The sequence below is a fragment of the Marinobacter salinus genome (genome assembly GCF_001854125.1).
Taxonomy (GTDB): Bacteria; Pseudomonadota; Gammaproteobacteria; order Pseudomonadales; family Oleiphilaceae; genus Marinobacter; species Marinobacter salinus.
The window spans coordinates 1,912,857-1,929,946 of the sequence record NZ_CP017715.1 but is presented as its reverse complement, the minus strand read 5'-3'; the positions used below and the strand labels follow the sequence as shown (position 1 = coordinate 1,929,946).

General features: G+C 54.0%; 7 protein-coding genes. 6 read left to right on the top strand and 1 reads right to left on the bottom strand.

Going from position 1 to position 17,090, the window contains the following annotated elements; translation table 11 throughout:
* The first annotated feature begins 145 nt into the window (after window positions 1-145).
* Genes BKP64_RS08795 through BKP64_RS08785 form a run of 3 tightly spaced genes read left to right on the top strand, consistent with a single transcriptional unit; the run spans window position 146 to window position 5,860 of the window.
* Complete coding sequence (locus tag BKP64_RS08795) at window positions 146-1,009, top strand: ABC transporter substrate-binding protein (protein ID WP_157755414.1); 864 nt, start codon at window positions 146-148, stop codon at window positions 1,007-1,009.
* Window positions 1,006-3,789 (top strand): ATP-binding protein, encoded by a 2,784-nt coding sequence (locus tag BKP64_RS08790; RefSeq protein WP_070968649.1) that lies wholly within the window; start codon window positions 1,006-1,008, stop codon window positions 3,787-3,789. Before BKP64_RS08795 ends, BKP64_RS08790 begins: the two co-directional genes overlap by 4 nt.
* Entirely contained in the window at window positions 3,782-5,860 is a 2,079-nt protein-coding gene (locus BKP64_RS08785) for a TonB-dependent receptor plug domain-containing protein (protein WP_070968647.1), read from the top strand. Before BKP64_RS08790 ends, BKP64_RS08785 begins: the two co-directional genes overlap by 8 nt.
* 15 nt (window positions 5,861-5,875) lie before the next feature.
* Here BKP64_RS08785 and BKP64_RS08780 read toward each other — a convergent pair whose 3' ends face one another.
* Entirely contained in the window at window positions 5,876-6,484 is a 609-nt protein-coding gene (locus BKP64_RS08780) for a response regulator transcription factor (RefSeq protein ID WP_070968644.1), read from the bottom strand.
* A 180-nt stretch (window positions 6,485-6,664) separates the two neighbouring features.
* On the opposite strand from BKP64_RS08780, the gene BKP64_RS08775 reads away from it, so the two are divergent.
* Genes BKP64_RS08775 through BKP64_RS08765 form a run of 3 tightly spaced genes read left to right on the top strand, consistent with a single transcriptional unit; the run spans window position 6,665 to window position 17,087 of the window.
* Window positions 6,665-7,630, top strand: coding sequence for a peptidyl-prolyl cis-trans isomerase (locus tag BKP64_RS08775; protein ID WP_070968642.1), 966 nt, complete (start codon window positions 6,665-6,667; stop codon window positions 7,628-7,630).
* 53 nt (window positions 7,631-7,683) lie between these two features.
* Complete coding sequence (locus BKP64_RS08770) at window positions 7,684-9,459, top strand: hypothetical protein (RefSeq protein ID WP_157755413.1); 1,776 nt, start codon at window positions 7,684-7,686, stop codon at window positions 9,457-9,459.
* An 11-nt stretch (window positions 9,460-9,470) separates the two neighbouring features.
* Window positions 9,471-17,087 carry a hypothetical protein gene (locus tag BKP64_RS08765; RefSeq protein ID WP_157755412.1) on the top strand — a complete coding sequence of 2,539 codons (7,617 nt, stop codon included), beginning with the start codon at window positions 9,471-9,473 and terminating at the stop codon, window positions 17,085-17,087.
* Window positions 17,088-17,090 lie beyond the last annotated feature (3 nt).

Sequence of the window (17,090 nt, the reverse complement as noted above, 5' to 3'; positions counted from 1 at the left end):
TGCACGTTTTCCTGCACCTACAGATCGCAGTCAGCCGAGAGCCCACTTCAATCTGCAACGGTATGCGCGTGCTGTCATTGTTCTCCTTGTATTGTTCTCAGGGAGCGCATCAGCTGTTCCGGAGAACAGAAACGAGCAGCCACCTGTGTTACTCGTTATCCCTGAAGAGAGCGCTGTCTATTCCAACTTCGTTGGTGGGTTTTCGGCATGTATTGGAACCAAAGGTGATCAGGGCGCGTTCTATAAAGTAAAGACCATCAGCCAGATCCAGGCGGAACCGGAACCCTTTGGTACGCAGCGTATCGTAGCGGTTGGTGCAGAGGCGGCAGAATTCATGCACAACCACCCTCATGGCAGGCAATTCACCAGTGCGCTAACTCCGGAAATTTCCATCCGTCGGTTGCTTGAGTCCGCGAGCCAGAGCCCGGGTGTCAGGTCGGCATTTCTTCTTGATCAACCTCTCAATAGGCGCTTATCTTTAATCCGGACCCTTTTGCCAGAGGCTGACAGCCTGAGCGTTGTTTTGGGCCCAGGCAGTGCTTACCTCAAAGAAGAACTTGTCCATGAAGCAAAACGTCTCGGTTTCGCCATGCAGGTTGTAACGGTGAAATCGGGCGAAGAGGTGCCGCAAGTCTCTGCAGACCTTTTCGACAACAGCGATGGCCTGTTTCTCATTTATGACCCGGTACTCACGCCCTCAAGCGTAATCAGATTTCTCTTTTATTCCGCCTACCAGAAGCGGGTTCCCGTGTTTGGCTATTCAGAGGGCTATGTAAAAGCTGGGGCTGTGGCAGCTATCTACTCAACTGCGGAGGAGCTGGGCTGCCAGGTCGGAGAACATCTAACACAGGATTCCCGGAATCAGGCCGGGGATCCGGGCCAGGAAAAAGCGCAGGTTTATTACCCCGAATATTACAGTTACAGGGTAAACCCCTCTGTTGCCAATTCGCTCGGGATCAGAATCGATAATCTACCGGCGAACCAGCCCGCCAGACTGGAGAAGCAATGAAGATCCCCTTGCCGAACCTGTCGAGTATACGGGCGCAGATAATTATTGGCGGTTTGCTTCCCCTGATACTGGTCGCCTCAATTTTCGGTGTATTGGTGGGTAGTTTTGGAATTCAGGATAAAGAGGAGTCTATTGAAAGTCAGGCTCGCCTGATTGTTGACAACCTGTCACAGGTTACCGAGTACTACCTGTTTTCAGGAGATCGGGAAATGTTGACGAAACTGGTTGAGGCTGCGGTGATGTCTCGATGGGTGGAATCTGTAGCCATCGTGGACCTGGAGCGCCATGTAATCGCACAGGGAGGAAGCGAGTTACCAAAGGAAGCAGTGCCGAATTACATTGATCGCTGGCGGAGTGCAGGCAAAACAGCATCAGTACTTCGTCATAGAGAACAGAGTCTTCAGGAAAAAAGAGTCGCCGTGAGCGATATGTTCTATGTTCGTGAAATTGGCGGCAATGTATTCGAGATTTCCAACGATTTATACACACAGAGCACACAAGCCAGCCTGCCTGCCAATAACATGCTTGGCTGGATAATACTTGGAGTGGATACCGCCGAGGTGGATTTTGCTACTGAGCAGGTCATTGTTCGGAGTATCTGGGTCATTCTCTTGGGTGTCGTTTTCAGCCTGCTGGTGTCGTTTTATCTGTCGAGCCGGTTTCTGAGGCCCATCAATGCTGTTACGGAAACCATTGATAGCCTGGCGCATGGCGATATGTCTGCACGCGCGCATCCGAGGGGCAGAGGCGAGATCGTTCGTTTGGCCTCCAACGTGAACAGCATGGCTGAAACCATAGAGTCATCTCAGCGGGAGTTGCATCAGCGAGTCGCTTGGGCTACCTCCTCGCTCCAGCGAAAAGTGAGCGAGCTCGAACAAAGAAACAGGGAGCTGGATGTGGCCCGCACTAAGGCCAATGAGGCGGAAAAGGTCAAAGCCAATTTCCTGGCCAACATGAGCCATGAGATCAGAACACCGGTCAATGCCATTTACGGTTTCAGCCAACGCATTTTGAGGCCAGGCTCAGCCTCGGAAACCAAAGAGTATGTCGAAATGATGTCTCGTGCAGCCAAGCTTTTGATACACCTGATCGACGGCATTCTCGGGTTTTCAAAGGCTGAATCCGGCGCAATAAGGCTGCATGAGTCTATATTCGATATTCGCTTGTGTCTGGAAAACATCGCTACGATTTTCAGTACAGAAGCGCAGCAAAAGGGCCTGGAACTGGTTGCTCTGATCGACAGCGATGTGCCGGAATACATCCGGGGGGACGAGCTTCGGATAGAGCAGGTGCTTGCTAATCTGTTAGCGAATGCCATCAAGTTCACGGAAGAGGGGCATGTGCTGTTACGGGCATCTGTAGATGGTGACCACAAGTCGCTGAAAATCAGCGTATCCGATACTGGCATTGGAATACCGGATGATGAAATCAGTAACCTGTTTAAAGCCTTTGAACAGAATGATTCTACCTCAACCCGCAACTTCGGTGGAGTGGGTCTCGGGTTGTCCATCTGCCAACATATCACCGCTCTAATGGGGGGATCCGTTGCGGTGGATAGCGAGCCTGGTAAAGGCTCGGAGTTTTCGTTCAAGTTGCCGATCAACACCCAGGTAAAAACCGAACTGCCTGTTGATGCGCCGTTATTGAAATTGAACGTTCTGATCTTTGAGCCTCACCCTATGGCCCGCCACAGCATGAGAAACATGCTGGTTATGCAGGGCATCACTGTATATACCGCTCAAAGTGTCGCGGTTGCCAGCCGAATACTCGCTAACGACCTTCCCGGAAACACCGCGATCGATGTTGTTATTGTTGGGCTCTCGCCCCGGAGCGACATGGCGGAAAGCAATCGAGAGAATATCAAAGCGGTAAGACGGTGTTTTACGGGGCCAATCCTTTTAATGGCCACGAGCCGCCACTCTGAAATCGATTTATTGACCAATATCGAGGGTAAGGTCCAAGTCCTGGTCAAGCCCGCTCGTACGGAAAGCGTCGTGAAGCGGCTCGCAGAATTGCTGGATGCCGGTACACGCGCAACCAGGTTGGCCGTTCACGAGGACTCTACCGAGGTATTCCTGCAGGGCTGCACCATTCTCGTGGCCGAGGACAATGAATTTAATCGTCGGCTAGTTGAATCCTGGCTGCTTGACTGGGGAGCAAAAGTTGTTCTGGCACGAGACGGCGAGGAGGCTGTAGCCCGTGCCGTCGAACATGGGGTTGATTTGGTACTGCTCGATTTACACATGCCAAACCTGGACGGCTTTTCCGCATTAAAAAAGTTACGGGCTTTGGATGACCCGGACATCAGTTCAGTTCCAGTCGTGATCGTTACTGCTGATGTGTTCGGCGCGAAAGACTGTCTTGGGGAGCAGTTTCCACGGGTTCAGCTCGTTTACAAACCCATCAATTCTGAATTGCTGGCCAAGACAATCTCCAACATGCTCGGGATGGTGGGCTCGGGCATTACCAGCGAGCCCATAACTCAGGCGCCTACGATTCCGGACCGGCTGCGGCCAAAGTTGGAGAGAGAGTTGGGGCGTTTGGGTGATGCGCTGCATTCTGCCATAAGCAACCAGGCCCACAGGGATGTTGGCGACTTGCTTCACCAGATCCAGGGTGTCGCTGGATATTTTCGGCTTGATGCGCTTGAGCATTCAGTGGACGCCTGTCGGAGAACATTAAAGAGTGAGATCAGCCAGCAGTTTACGAGGGAAGTGGAGCACCTCCTGGCGCTGCTTGCCGACCCCAGTAGACAGACCGGTGAGGAAGTGGATGAATAAGAGTACGTCGACCAGCGTGCGTGTGCTGGGCAGGCCCGGTTTGTTGTCTGCTATAGCTGCAATCACGGGCCTCGTGATGACATCGGGTCTGAAGGCGGAATCGGTGTTGGAATCTGCCCGGGAAACGCACTTTTTCACGGACATACCCGTGGGCATTACGGTTTCAAGAATGATGGAACCGGTCAACCAGTCCGGCGCATCAATGACCGTAATCGATCGGGATATGATCCGGGCATCCGGAGCCACCGAGGTTGCAGATTTGCTGCGACTCGTGCCTGGTTTCCAGGTGTCGGGTTCGACCATAAATTCCCCCTACCTTGTGGCCTACCACGGGCAATCCGACGTCCTGCAGCGTGGCCTTGAGGTAATGATCGATGGAGCATCCGTATACAGTTCCTATCTGACCGTAGACTGGCAAACTCTCGGTGTTGCCCTTGAAGATATTGAACGTATCGAGGTAATCAGAGGGGGTGGAGCACCAACCTATGGCTACAACGCATTCACGTCGACAATTAATATCATCACGAGAAAGCCGATAGGCACGCCTGGTCTTTTTCTGGGGGGGTACGCAGGATCACGGGAAAGTCACGCAGCGACAGCGAGGTATGGGGCAGGCGGCGGGCAAGTTCATTATCGGTTAACGGGCAGGTTCGAGGAGACGGACGGTAATCGCGGCAGATCGGATGGCAAAGCGCTCAGCACCCTGAGTTTTCGTGGTGAGGTCGGTTTGGGTAACAGCGACGAGCTGGATATCGCCCTCTCGGCTACCGATGGTGAGCTTGGCAACAGCTCGGATGTCCCGTTGATACTGCCTGGCACGTCCCGCGATATAAGGGGAGATCGCCAGCGGCTACGTTGGACTCGTAACCTCGACACGGACCGCGACTTTTATGTGCAGGTTTACCGGCGCTACTCAGAACAGGATGACCGGAAAAGCCTCGGCCTGCTATCCGAGATACTCAATGTGCCCCCGGAAACAATACCTTCGCTGTTCGACGGGCGCACGGACCAGGAAATCCAGGCTGGCGTGTATACCTTCCAGGAGAAACGGCATGATGTCGAGGTGCAATACCGTGATTACCAGCCAGGGTCCGTCAAGTGGGTCGTTGGCGCGGGGGGGCGACAGGAAAGCATGCAGAGCTATGACACTTTCGGTACCGACGAATGGAAGCGTGACAACAGTTACCGGGCTTTTGCCCAGGTAAGCCTCCCGTTGTCCGAGCGCTGGATAGCTAATGTGGGAGGCGTGTTGGAGAAGGGTGATTTGTACGACACCGGTGTTTCCTATCGCATGGGTCTCAACTTCTCACCGCTGCTGAATCACACGTTCCGGCTGGCCTATAGCCATTCCGAGCGCAAGCCAACACTCTTTGAGGAATACTATAACAACGCTTTGTATTTTGATGATGGGGGCGTTCTCACCCAGATAACTTTTTCCCGTGGCGGGCTGGAGCCCGAAGAGTTGGATGTGATTGATTTGGGCTACATTGGACAACTGTTTAATGATGCCCTTTTTGTTGATCTAAGACTCTTTTACGAGCGCCTGGACAACCAATTTCGAAGCAGAACTGATCGAACCTCGACGTTTCCGGGCTACCTGACTGACGGAGTCGAGGTTTGGTACGACGGTCGGGTCGGTGTCGATACCTGGGGTGTTGAGGGGCAAGTTAAGACAGAACCCTGGCGTGGAGGCCAGTTAAGCTTCCAGTTTGCTTTTCTGCGGAGCGAAGACCAATACGATGTCCTTGAGACCGGGCTTGTCAGTCGTGAGAACCACGTGCCGGACGCTACTTTAAGCCTGCTTCTTGCCCAGAAACTGGGGCGTCGGATGGAAGCCAGCATGGCCTATTATTTTCTCGATGATATGTCCTGGAATGGCGATGCCAACCTCGGCGTAGCACCCATAATTCAGCAGACTCATCGGCTGGATGTTCGGTTGGCAAGACAGGTGGGGCGAGGTTGGCTGATCGAGGGAATTGTCCAGAACCTGACGAATCGCTACGAGCCGGATGTTCGTGGTGAGAGCGCCCAGGATCCAAGGTACCTTCTGAAGGTATCCGTGCAACTGTGAATCAATTGGTTTTACTCAAAGCAACGGGTTGGAGGTCAGTTCCTGTGCCTTCATCACGGCCTGGGTACGATTGGAAACACTGAACTGCTCGTAAAGTTTTGCAAGATGATTCTTGATGGTATTGGATGAAATGTGAAGCTTGTTTGCAATTTCCTTGTTCGATTTCCCCTGCGCCAGTAACTCAAGGATCTGGCGCTGCCTGGGCGTAACATTAGGCAAGTTACCTTCTTCGCTTCCTGTGAGAGGCGGCATGAATACCCCTCCGGCCAATACCATTCTGAGTGCTTCTTCCAGCACGGTCGTCCCCAGCGATTTGTACACAAAGCCTGATGCACCGCACTCGATGGTCTTTAGCACAAGAGCGCGATCAGCAGATGCGGAGAGAACCAGAATGGGTGTTTCTGGCTGGAGCTGGCACAGCCGGGTGACCATCGGAAGACCGCTTATCCCCGGCAAAGAGAGGTCAATAACTGCGAGGTCCAGCCCGGGATGGCTCGTCGCAATTGCAATGGCCTCATCACCGGTTGTGGCTTCCAGAATGGTCGCGCCACTGCAAAGCTTGCTCAACAGGATGGTGATACCGTCCCGAATCAGCTCGTGATCATCTGAAACCAAAATTTCCATTGCCGTCACCCGCTTAATTCGGCCATCCCGGCCACCCTTTCATTATAGACATGCCTTTAAATGCAAAAACCACCCAAACGGACTATTACGGGCTTGTCATCATTTTTATTAAGGTCGTTATTAAAGTGAAAAGGTATTCCTGGCTCCTCGCCTCGACTTGCCACTCCATGGAAGGCATGCATGCCAAAACAACGCATTCTCATCTATTCCTCGTTACTCACCATTGCCCTGGCTGGGGGCGCTTTCTATGCCTTCAAACAGGCCTCTGACATCCGGCTTGCTGACAATGTGGTTGCCCGTATCGGAACCGCAACGATCACCGAAGACCAGCTGAAGGCGTACATGGCGCAAAGGAATTCGGCTTCCAATTCGCTGGAAATCAAGCAGCAATTACTGGACGAAATGATCGAGCGGAAAGCTCAGATTGCAACGGCCATAGAACTGGGGCTCGAACAGGACCCGGAAGTCGTCCGGGCTCTTGAAAACGCTCTCATCGCGCGCCTGAGAGCTCGTCAACTGAATCCCGCGCTCGACAGAATAGAGGTCAGCGAGGAAGACATCGAAGGGTATTACGAGGCCAACATTGTCCGGTACACCAACCCAGCTCAGAAGCGCGTTGCGATTATCCGGTTTGACCTTGCTGCAAACACCCCCGCTGAAGAGGCTGAACGAGTGACGGAGCTGGCAGGTCACGTCCATAAACTCGCTATGAGTCAGCCTGATGCCGTCAGAGGGTTTGGTTCACTGGCCGCGCAATACTCCCATGATCAGCGGTCCCGTTACGTGGGCGGCGATATCGGGTGGCACAGCGCCAGAGGCCAGAACCTTGATCCCGCGCTCTTGTCTGCACTTTCGGAATTGGAGAGCCCGGGCGATATGGCGCCACTTGTTCATGGTAGCCATGCGCTATACCTCCTGAAGCTTCTGGATGCCCGCAATGAAATCGTCACACCGTTGAATGCGGTTGCCAGCAACATTCGAGTGCAATTAATGCAGAAAAAGCGGATGGGGCAGGAGACCAGCTGGCTTCAGTCTACGGTCCAGCAAGTGAAACCCACCATTATCAACGAACCAGCGTTAGCAAAACTGGTTGTAACCCGGGACGAAGCGGTGGCTTCAGTGAAACCTCCGGGGCTCCCGCAATGAACAATTCTGAGTATGCAAAACCAAACAAGAATCCGGGCCCCGGGGACATCAACATGATTATTAAAAAATTCATTCAGCCATTGGCGTTAACTCTGACACTCGCCTTGTCATCATTGCCGGGCGTTACCTTGGCCGAGGTAGTCTGCAGTGGAGGGCTCAACTGTACTCAGACTATCCGGCTGACGCCCGGGTGGAATGCGATCCATGTGAAGGTGTCTCCGACGGATGACGCCACCGGGCAGGTGTTCGCGGATTTTGTTGACGGAAGCGGCGCACAGATCAGCAGTGTCTGGACCTGGCTTGCCCAGCGCGCCAAAGTCGATTTTATTCAGGACCCTGATGCAGAAAACATGCTCAGCGCTCCCGGGTGGCTGCGTTATTTTCCTGCCGCTGCTCCGCAGGCGTTCATGAGCAATCTGTATGCGATTCAGGCCAATCGTGCTTATCTGGTGAAGTTGGAGGGCGGCTCCGAAGCCACGCTTTCAATAACTGGTCGCCCTGCGGTGCCCCGAATTAGTTGGCAGCCGGGGGAGTTCAATCTCACCGGTTTTCATGTTGATCCGAATAATTCACCGGTTTTTTCGGATTTTTTCGCAGGTTCAGCCGCCCATGCAGGCCAGGCTATTTATCGTTTGGTGGGCGACCAGTGGCAGCAAGTGACTCCTTCCAGCACGGCAATTGATCCCGATGCAGCCTACTGGGTCTTTAGCGAAAGCGGGAGCGACTATCTTGGCCCCATGGACGTGGATTTGCCACAGATTGATCGCTTGGAATACGGGACGGTTTTGCAGGAACTGACCTTAAAGCTGCAAAACCGGCTGGATGTGGCGCATACCACCACCTTGCAGCTTGTTGGCGGATCCCCGGGTATGTTCTACGCCAACCCCGACCCCGTTTCGGAACAATCCTGGTTGCCGCTCGGCAACGGACTGGCGATTCCGGTAAGCGCAGCGGGAGAGAGTCGTCTGCCACTCGGGATTCGTCGGGCAGATTTCGAGCCAGACAATTTTGGGCAAACGCTGGAAATAAAGAGTACTTCCGGCGCCCGGTGGCTGGTTCCGGTTACCGCTTCAGCCCCGCAGCTCAATTCATTGTGGGTAGGCACAGTGACCATCAACCAGGTCTCCCAGGTGCATAATTACCTGAGGACATGCACCACAGAGCCGGCATTACCCGTTGAAATTGATGCGGACGGCGATGGTACCGTCGATGTTGAAGCCGAAGCAGTCACTATTGGCAGCAACCCCGGCTCTGGTAGTGATCTTTGCACCGACGCACAAGGCTTCCCCATATCCCAATCCAGTGATCTGGGCGCCGTTGCCGCCGACTTTTCCTTTCGGGTCATCATGCACCGGGAAGGTGGGCAGGTCCGATTGCTCAAGGACGTGATCCAGATGCAGGCCGACGATGGCCGTTATGTGCTTCTGACCGATGACAGTCTGATTCCCACTTTCCGGGGAATGGTACTGCGTGATGGCGAGCTTGTTGGCCGGCGTATGAGCACCATGGCTTACGACTTTTCGGGGGACACGCTGGCGATGGCTGGTGGCCTGGACGGTGTTTTGACGGCTGACATCGTACTTGGTGCCGATGCCCCCACTAATCCGTTTCGTCATTTCTACCACGCCGATCACGGGGGTGATGGTTATGAGGTGACTCGTCGCATGGAGTTCAGCTTCGCGCCAGTCGGTGCAGGCTTGGGTGCAAATTATGATTTAAAACAAGGTAGTTACCGGGAGGTTATCTCCGGGCTGCATAAAGAACAGATTGTTGCGGCGGGGAGTTTCACGCTTCGCCATGCTGCGCAAATTGACACATTGAACCAGTGAGGGATCAGGTCATGAGCAATAAGAGCCAGAATCGTGATCTGAGAAGCAACTTACTTAGATATGTTGCGTTGATGTTAATGGCTTTGGTGCCTTTAAGCGAGGCGTTGGCAGACTGGCCGATTCGCTATGGTGGTACCGGCACAGAATTACTCGCTGCAACAACGACAGACACGAGCGGTAATTCAATCGCATGGGGGCGTTATTATGGCGAGGATATGCTCGTGCCTCGGTTTGATAGTGAGTCGCCCGTTGTTCTGCTCAGTGGCGAGCTACCCTACGGGTTTGTGGTCAAGCGTTCGGGTTCGGGTAATCTCGTGTGGGCGAAGTCTGTTCCGGAAGTCATTATAGATGCTTGGGATGTTGTCACCGATAGTGAAGACAATATCTATATTTCTGGATGGATTGGCTCTGATACTAACTGGGCCGGCACTTCGCTTTCAAATGGTCAAGGCTTTGTCGCCAAGCTTGACGGATTCGGTAACACGGTATGGGTAAAAGCCTACGCCCAGATTGCTGTCAGGTTGTCGGTCCCCGAGGACAACACCGGTCTCTATGTGTTTGCCAGCAATACCTCCGCAGACGCCATGAATACACAAGTTTCCCGAATTTCAATGTCCGATGGCCAGGAAGTCTGGAGCGTGTCACTGGCGGCCGTTGGAGTGTCTCTTTCTGAGACTCCTTACTATTCTCAGCAGGTATTTGGGACGAGCATAGCGGCTACGGACTTTAACGAAGTCGCGAAAACACGTGACGTTTTTTTGTTGATGACAGGTTACGGTCAACTTGCATCCCTCTGCGGACAGGCATTCAGTAATGATGCGCCCGGCGCATTTGGTGATATTGAACCCTTCCTGGCGAAAGTCCGGATTAGTGGTGATGCCTCTATTGGCTACACCCCATCATGCCAATGGGCAAATCGGGTTGCGGATGACGATGCTTCCATTGGTCCCGATGTTGTCACCGACGGAACAGACGCATATGTCCCAGGGACAGGCGTTGGGGTCGGGCGGTATTCGGGTGGTAATGGCAGCCTCTTGTCGCAGGCAAGCCCGGTGCTTGGTACGGCGCTTTCATTTTTTACTCGTGACACCCCAAGGCTTGAGATCGACAGTGACAGAAATATCTATCTCTCTGCTGGCTATCAGGGGAGCATAACCTTGGGAGGCCTGGATCCACTGCCGGTTTCTGAGGACCGGAACTTTCCGGCAGCGTTTGTTGCCAAGCTCGCTGCCGATCAGACCTGGCAGTGGGCAAAGGCACTACCAACCAGCGGCAATACCGTAAGCGTCCTTCGTTCCGTTCACACGGCGTTGACTCCCTCGGGGACGGGGCTATATGTCACTGTTAACGGCAGCGGCACACTTAGCTTTGATTCGAACAATTTAACCTCAGTTGGACGCGCCACCCCAGACGTATTTGAAGCACCATTAGACACGGCAACGGGTGAATGGTTTATTCCCTCCGATATCACTATCGGGCAAGGTGTTGCACCTCCGGATGGTGCACTGGTTGAAGCACCAAGCATCTTTATCAATGGCGAGCTGGCTACTGATGCCGGTGACTATACGTTCTGGAGTCAGGCGGATTCTACCCTCTATATCATTGGCGAAGCTCCAGGGCTCCTCACCGTTCAGTGGCGAACCTCAACGGAGCTGGATCCAGCAAACCCAGAAAAGAATACAACAAGTATTCTCATTCAGCCTGTATTGCCCCCGGAAGAGTTGATTCAAACCCATATTGCAGGTACGGGTTCAGTACTTGAGCCAGTGCATGAAGTCAACGACCCGTCCAAGTCGCTTCGTTTCGCCCGAGTTGCTTATCCTCCCGGCAGCGACGGAGCGGTTTCTGACGGTGTATTCCGTCGAGAGAAGCCGGTTGGCTCGCAGCCGCCGTATGTTGTTTTGCAGTATGTAAAGACCAACACGCCGGATGAAGTGGTTAACCTCGAATCCCAGGTGCCAATCTTCCAGGTTGTCTATACCAAGGGATGGGATAGTCCTGATGTGTTGCAGGCAAGCAGTGCCTGCTCGCTTGGCGTCCAACTGACCAGCGCTCTGCATGACGCACCGACGAGAAATGGGCACATTGTTTTCCAGAAGGCCCGGTACGACGCGAGCTTGCATAATCGTGAAACCGGGGTCGGTCCAATCTTCCCCGTCAATTTCAGTAACCAGTTGGATAACTCCATGGCCGTTGTCTGGTTCGGAGAGAACCCGCTCGGTCAGTACTGGGGGGATTCACCTGTAAAGTACAGCTGTAATTATGATCATGGAAACTTTGGCCCCATCATTGTTGGTAATCAACTGGGATCCGGCCCGCTACCTACAAATTACAGTAATCCAGTCATCTACAACCAACCTGATCCTGATTTGCCAGGTTTCAATGCCAACGAAGAGCATGCCTATCTGACAACTGACCGGATATTTGCGTTGCACGATGACCTGAATCAGATTATTGAAGATAACAATTCCACCTATGCCTCACCGCCACTTGTATTGCTGAAGTATCAGGATTTAAACACGGGGCAATGGGCATACGAGCGTTACGTAGTTTGGCCAGAGAATACTGCTCCTTATGAAGTAACAGCAGGCAACCTGATGCCCTTGCCGACTGAGTTGAGAGCCTTGGGGACATGTGATGAAAGCATTATAACCGACCCGGCGAGCGCAGGATGGGAGGATCACGCGGGCAATTTCTGGGCTCGCTCCGCGGGCCAGGTTACGGCTCAATATTTTTATCCTCTGCGGCCGGGTTTCTTCTACGATCTGGATGGTAACGGTGAGGCAGACCAGGAGCCGGGCAGCTGTGTACCCTGGACCACGGGTTTCTTTGGCGGTACTCAGCCTCGCAGACCGATCGACGTGAGCTATCAGTTCAACTGGCCCGATTCGGTACCTGTCCTGGCGCCGGGCGAAACCCTGTTCTCGTCCAAAGAAGCACCTTGCTCCAGCCCGTCAGCAGAAAAATGCAATCTTCCTCAGATTAATGGCCAGGCCGCGGCCCAGATTATCTACGACGAAACACTGGAAACGTCAAATGCGGGGCCGTCGGACTCGCTCGTAAAGCTGATGGATCCAATCAGTGCACGGTCGGTTGATCTGGAGACATTAAGTGGTCAACTTGCTACGACTTCGCAGGGAGGGATCACCTATTTTAGCGATCTTCCTTTTGTCATACGTTCGAGACTCAGCTACGACCCAATCAACAAGATTCTAAGCTTTAATGGCTGGCTTGATGAAAGCCAGATTGGTGATCCACAGCTTTTGCCCAATATCATGACTGGAAACGAGAGGGACCGGATTCTTGCCCTGCCAGGCGCGGATCAGGCTTTCTCTGATGCCATTAATCAGCTATATCACCTCTCTCGCAATCCGAACGGGCTTAACCTGGATGGCGATCCCCAGGAAGCTGCGGACGAAGCCTATTTAGTGGGTGTTCAGCCTCTGTACCTGGGTGAAGGCATTGACGAAGACGGAGACGGAATCGCAGACAATTTCTCGGATGCCAACAACAACAGACGGGATGATCGCCTCGATGACCCTGCGTTTACCCTGCCGCCAACGCACTTTGTAGTAAGGGTGGAAGATAAAACAAAGCCTGAGCCACAAGCCCTGCTAGGCACGCCCATGGCGCTGACCGCAGGACGCCCGACGGGTGAAGGCTACGTAACGGTTGCCTTCAATAACGACCCAAGCCTGGGCTCACTGCCGGTGAGCCTGCAGGTCCTGCGGATGGACAACAGCAATGGAGTCTATCAGGGCAATATCTGGGTGGTGCCCTCCGATAATATCTTTGAGGAGGCTCTTACCCTTCGGCACAGTGGTGATTTCGCCGGGGATCCAGACCTGGTTGATTTTGAATGGTACTACCAGCCGGATACTAACGGGCAGCCTGATTCTCCGCCAGTACCTGGCGATCCTGCCTCGCCCTGGATCATCCATCCGGATTCGGGCCCTGGTGCTCTGGACATTACCATTGAAGGCCCGGGCCTTCTGACCCTGAGTGATAACTGGTTTATCACCCGTTATACCAACCTGGGTGGCACCGAATACGGCAACGATGTGACCCCAAGCGCTTGGGCCGGGGATCCAAGTTATGACCCTGCAGCTCCGTCTTCTGACCCCGCCATCCTGGCGAAAGGCATGCTTGCCACAGGATGGATCAAGCGGGTAATTGCCGGCCTGAATCCGTTTGATCAGCGGGTCAGTGACTTCCGTGAGGCGGAAGTGAACACGCTGACAAGTATGATCGCGCAAGCTGGCGAACCCTATGCCGGGCCTATTCCCTTTAACCCCGACCCGGATGTGGTCAATGGTGTAGGAATCATCGAGGCATACCAGACGGTGCTCGAACGTGGCAAGGATCTCAGTATCAATGCCGGGTTCAACGACATTGCCGCAAATACCCAGCTGCTCAATGTGGCGACCCGAATCGCGGATCTGTACATGCTGCTTGGTAACGAAGCCTATGCTGATGCCCAGGATCCGACCATCGGCCTTGAAGCTGACAGTGAGCTGGGCAGCGTCGCTTCCTCGCTCTTTGCATTCAAGAATCAGCTTCAATCGCCTCTGGAAGAGGAACTGGTGCTGTTGCGGGGGCGGGATGACAGTCGCGCTGGCGTTTCCGGCTACCCGGTGAATAACCGCCTGTTCTGGAACTTTACCCAGGGTAATGGCGAAGTGGCCTACGTGCAGAATTACCGGATAACTGATCAGAACAAGGACGGTTTCATCACGGAGACCGACGCTCGGGCTATGTATCCCCAGGGGCATGGCGATGCCTGGGGTCACTACCTCAGTTCGGTAAAGAGCCGCTATATCCTGCTGCAGGAACCAAACTTTACCTGGAAACCCAGAGCCGAGTCTGTCCTGGTGGCGGGTGTACCGATTGAGGTGGACTATCTGGACGAGCGGAAGTTTGCCCAGGCTGCCGCAGCCAAGGCGAAAGCAGGCACAGAGATCATTAACCTCACCTACCGCGAGAAGTATGTGGAAGCGCCCGCTGGGCAATGGCAAGGCTATAAGGATACCGCAGACAAGAGTGACCGGGCCTGGGGACTGGATGGCTGGGGTCGTCGTGCAGGGCAGGGTGCGTATTTTGACTGGCTGACCGCCAATGCGATTCTCCCGGCGGTGGATGAGCTCAATCAGGGCATCGAAAAGGTGGACCGCACCACGGTTGTGGAGCTTTCCCAGATCGTAGATCAATACGGAGCGGTTCAGGCTCAACTTGACCAGGCCGATGCGGGGCTGAACCCGTTGGGCCTGGCTAAAGGGGTGGTGCCGTTTGATATAGATCCGAATTTCCTGGAAGTGGGCTCCGGCATTCAGGGTGAAAGCCATTTTGACCAGATTGCGCAGAGGGCACAGGTGGCTCTGGATAATGCGGTTCAGGTATTCAACTTTGCCAACCAGCAGACGCAATCTGTACGTTCGGTGCAGGACGATGCAGACGAGCTGAATAATTCGGTAATCCAGCAGGAGCGGGATTACCGGAACCGGTTGATTGAGATTTTCGGTTATCCGTACGCCGGTGACATTGGGGGCGGGAAAACCTATCCATCAGGTTATACAGGCCCGGATCTTTACCATTACATGTATGTGAGTACGGAGCTGACCGGCGATCTTCCGCCCCCCGACGGGTCGTTTACGGGGTTTTATTCTCAGATCACATTTGGTGGCAGTGACGGGTTTGTCTTCCCCGAAGATGTCGTGAGTGGCGCTTTTGGTAGCCTTGAGGATACGCTCGAAGTTGCGTATCCGGTAGCGCAGGGAGCGGACTGGCAGTTTGTTGCTCCAGGAGTCTGGGGCAAAAGAAGAGCCCCGGGAAGTATACAGAATGCGATTTCTGATCTGCTTCAAGCTCAGTCCCAGCTGCAACGCGCTGCAAAAGAGCATGAAAACCTGCTTTTGGAAATAACGGACGCCGCAGAGTTGGTCCAGGCCGAATATAACCTTAACCTGAAAGAGATCGAAATCCTGGAGAACCAGCGGGATAAAGTCACTGGTTTTGATGCAGGTTTGGTGGTGGCAAGAACTGCCAATCTGACAGCTAGCACCGCTTCCCAAGCAATATCCGATGCTGCTGAGGCCGGCAAGGAGGGTATACCCCGAGTGGTTGGCCTTTCAACTGATGCTCTCAGCGGCGTGAGAGGTGCTTTGATTGGCATGGGGCTGGTTGCTACGACACCCTTCAATGCAGCGGCGGCAGTGGCTGAGGTTGCCGAATTTAATCTCGAATTGGCTAAAGATGCTGTTGGGTTGCAGACAGATGTTGCCCTTGCCGCGGACACTACCAATGTTGCGTTGATAGAGAGAATCAAGGAGTTAGAGCAGCTATGGCGGGAGGAAGCTTTACTGCGGCTTGAATTGTTCACTCAGGCTGAAGTAGTGAATCAGAGCTTTAACAGCTATTACGAGGTGCTCGCCGAGGGCCAACGTCTGCTGGAAGAACGCCGCTCATTCCGGGTATTCACCGCCGGCGATGTTCAGGCAAACCGCTACAGCGATCTTACCTTCCGGATTTTCCGTAACGATGCGCTGCAGAAATATCGCGCTCAGTTTGACCTTGCTGCTCGCTACGTCTATCTGGCCGCAACCGCTTACGATTACGAAACCAATCTACTGGGTGACGATGCCGGCTCAGGCCGCAAGTTCCTGGCGGATATCGTAAGACAGCGGGGGCTTGGTCAGGTTATCGATGGTGTGCCGATTGCAGGCACGCCGGGCCTCGCGGATGTGTTGGCCCGCCTGACCCAGAACTTCGATATCTACCGGGGCCAGTTGGGTTTCAATAATCCCCAGGTGGAAACCAACCGGTTCTCGCTTCGTTATGAATTATTTCGCAAACGGCTTGATCCCAAAGATCCGAGCAGCGACGATCTGGCCAGGCTTACCAATCAGGAGTGGCGTCAGAAACTTGAGGAAAGCCGGGTCGAGAATCTATGGGATATTCCCGAGTTCCGTCGCTATGCGAGGCCTTTTGCACCTGAGAGCGCAGGACCCCAGCCGGGCCTCGTTATCCGCTTCCCGACGACGGTGAATTTCGGGCTCAACTTCTTTGGTCGTGAACTGGGGGCTGGTGACAGTGCCTATGATCCGACGAATTTTGCAACCAAAGTGCGGGCCGTAGGAACCTGGTTCGAGGGCTACAATGATACGGGCCTGTCGAACACGCCTCGTGTCTACCTCCTGCCAGTGGGTATGGACATCATGCGCTCACCCACCGGCGACACGCTTGCAACCCGGGAATGGCGGGTTGTGGATCAACGATTGCCGGAACCTTTCCCGATAGGCGCCACGGATCTGACCAATCCGGAATGGATTCCGATCAATGACTCCCTCAGCGGCACCTATGCGGATATCCGCAGATCCTCAAGCTACCGTGCCTATCACGACAGTGGTGAATACGATCCTTCTCAAACTGCGAGTGATACCCGCCTGGTGGGCCGCTCCGTCTGGAACACGGACTGGATGTTGGTTATCCCCGGGGGCACGCTCAATTACCTGCCCGAGGAAGGTCTGGATCGTCTGATCCACGGACGGCTGACACCGGAAGGCACACGTGATGGTAACGGCATTGCAGACATCAAGTTGCACTTCCAGACCTACGGCTACTCAGGGAATTAAGGT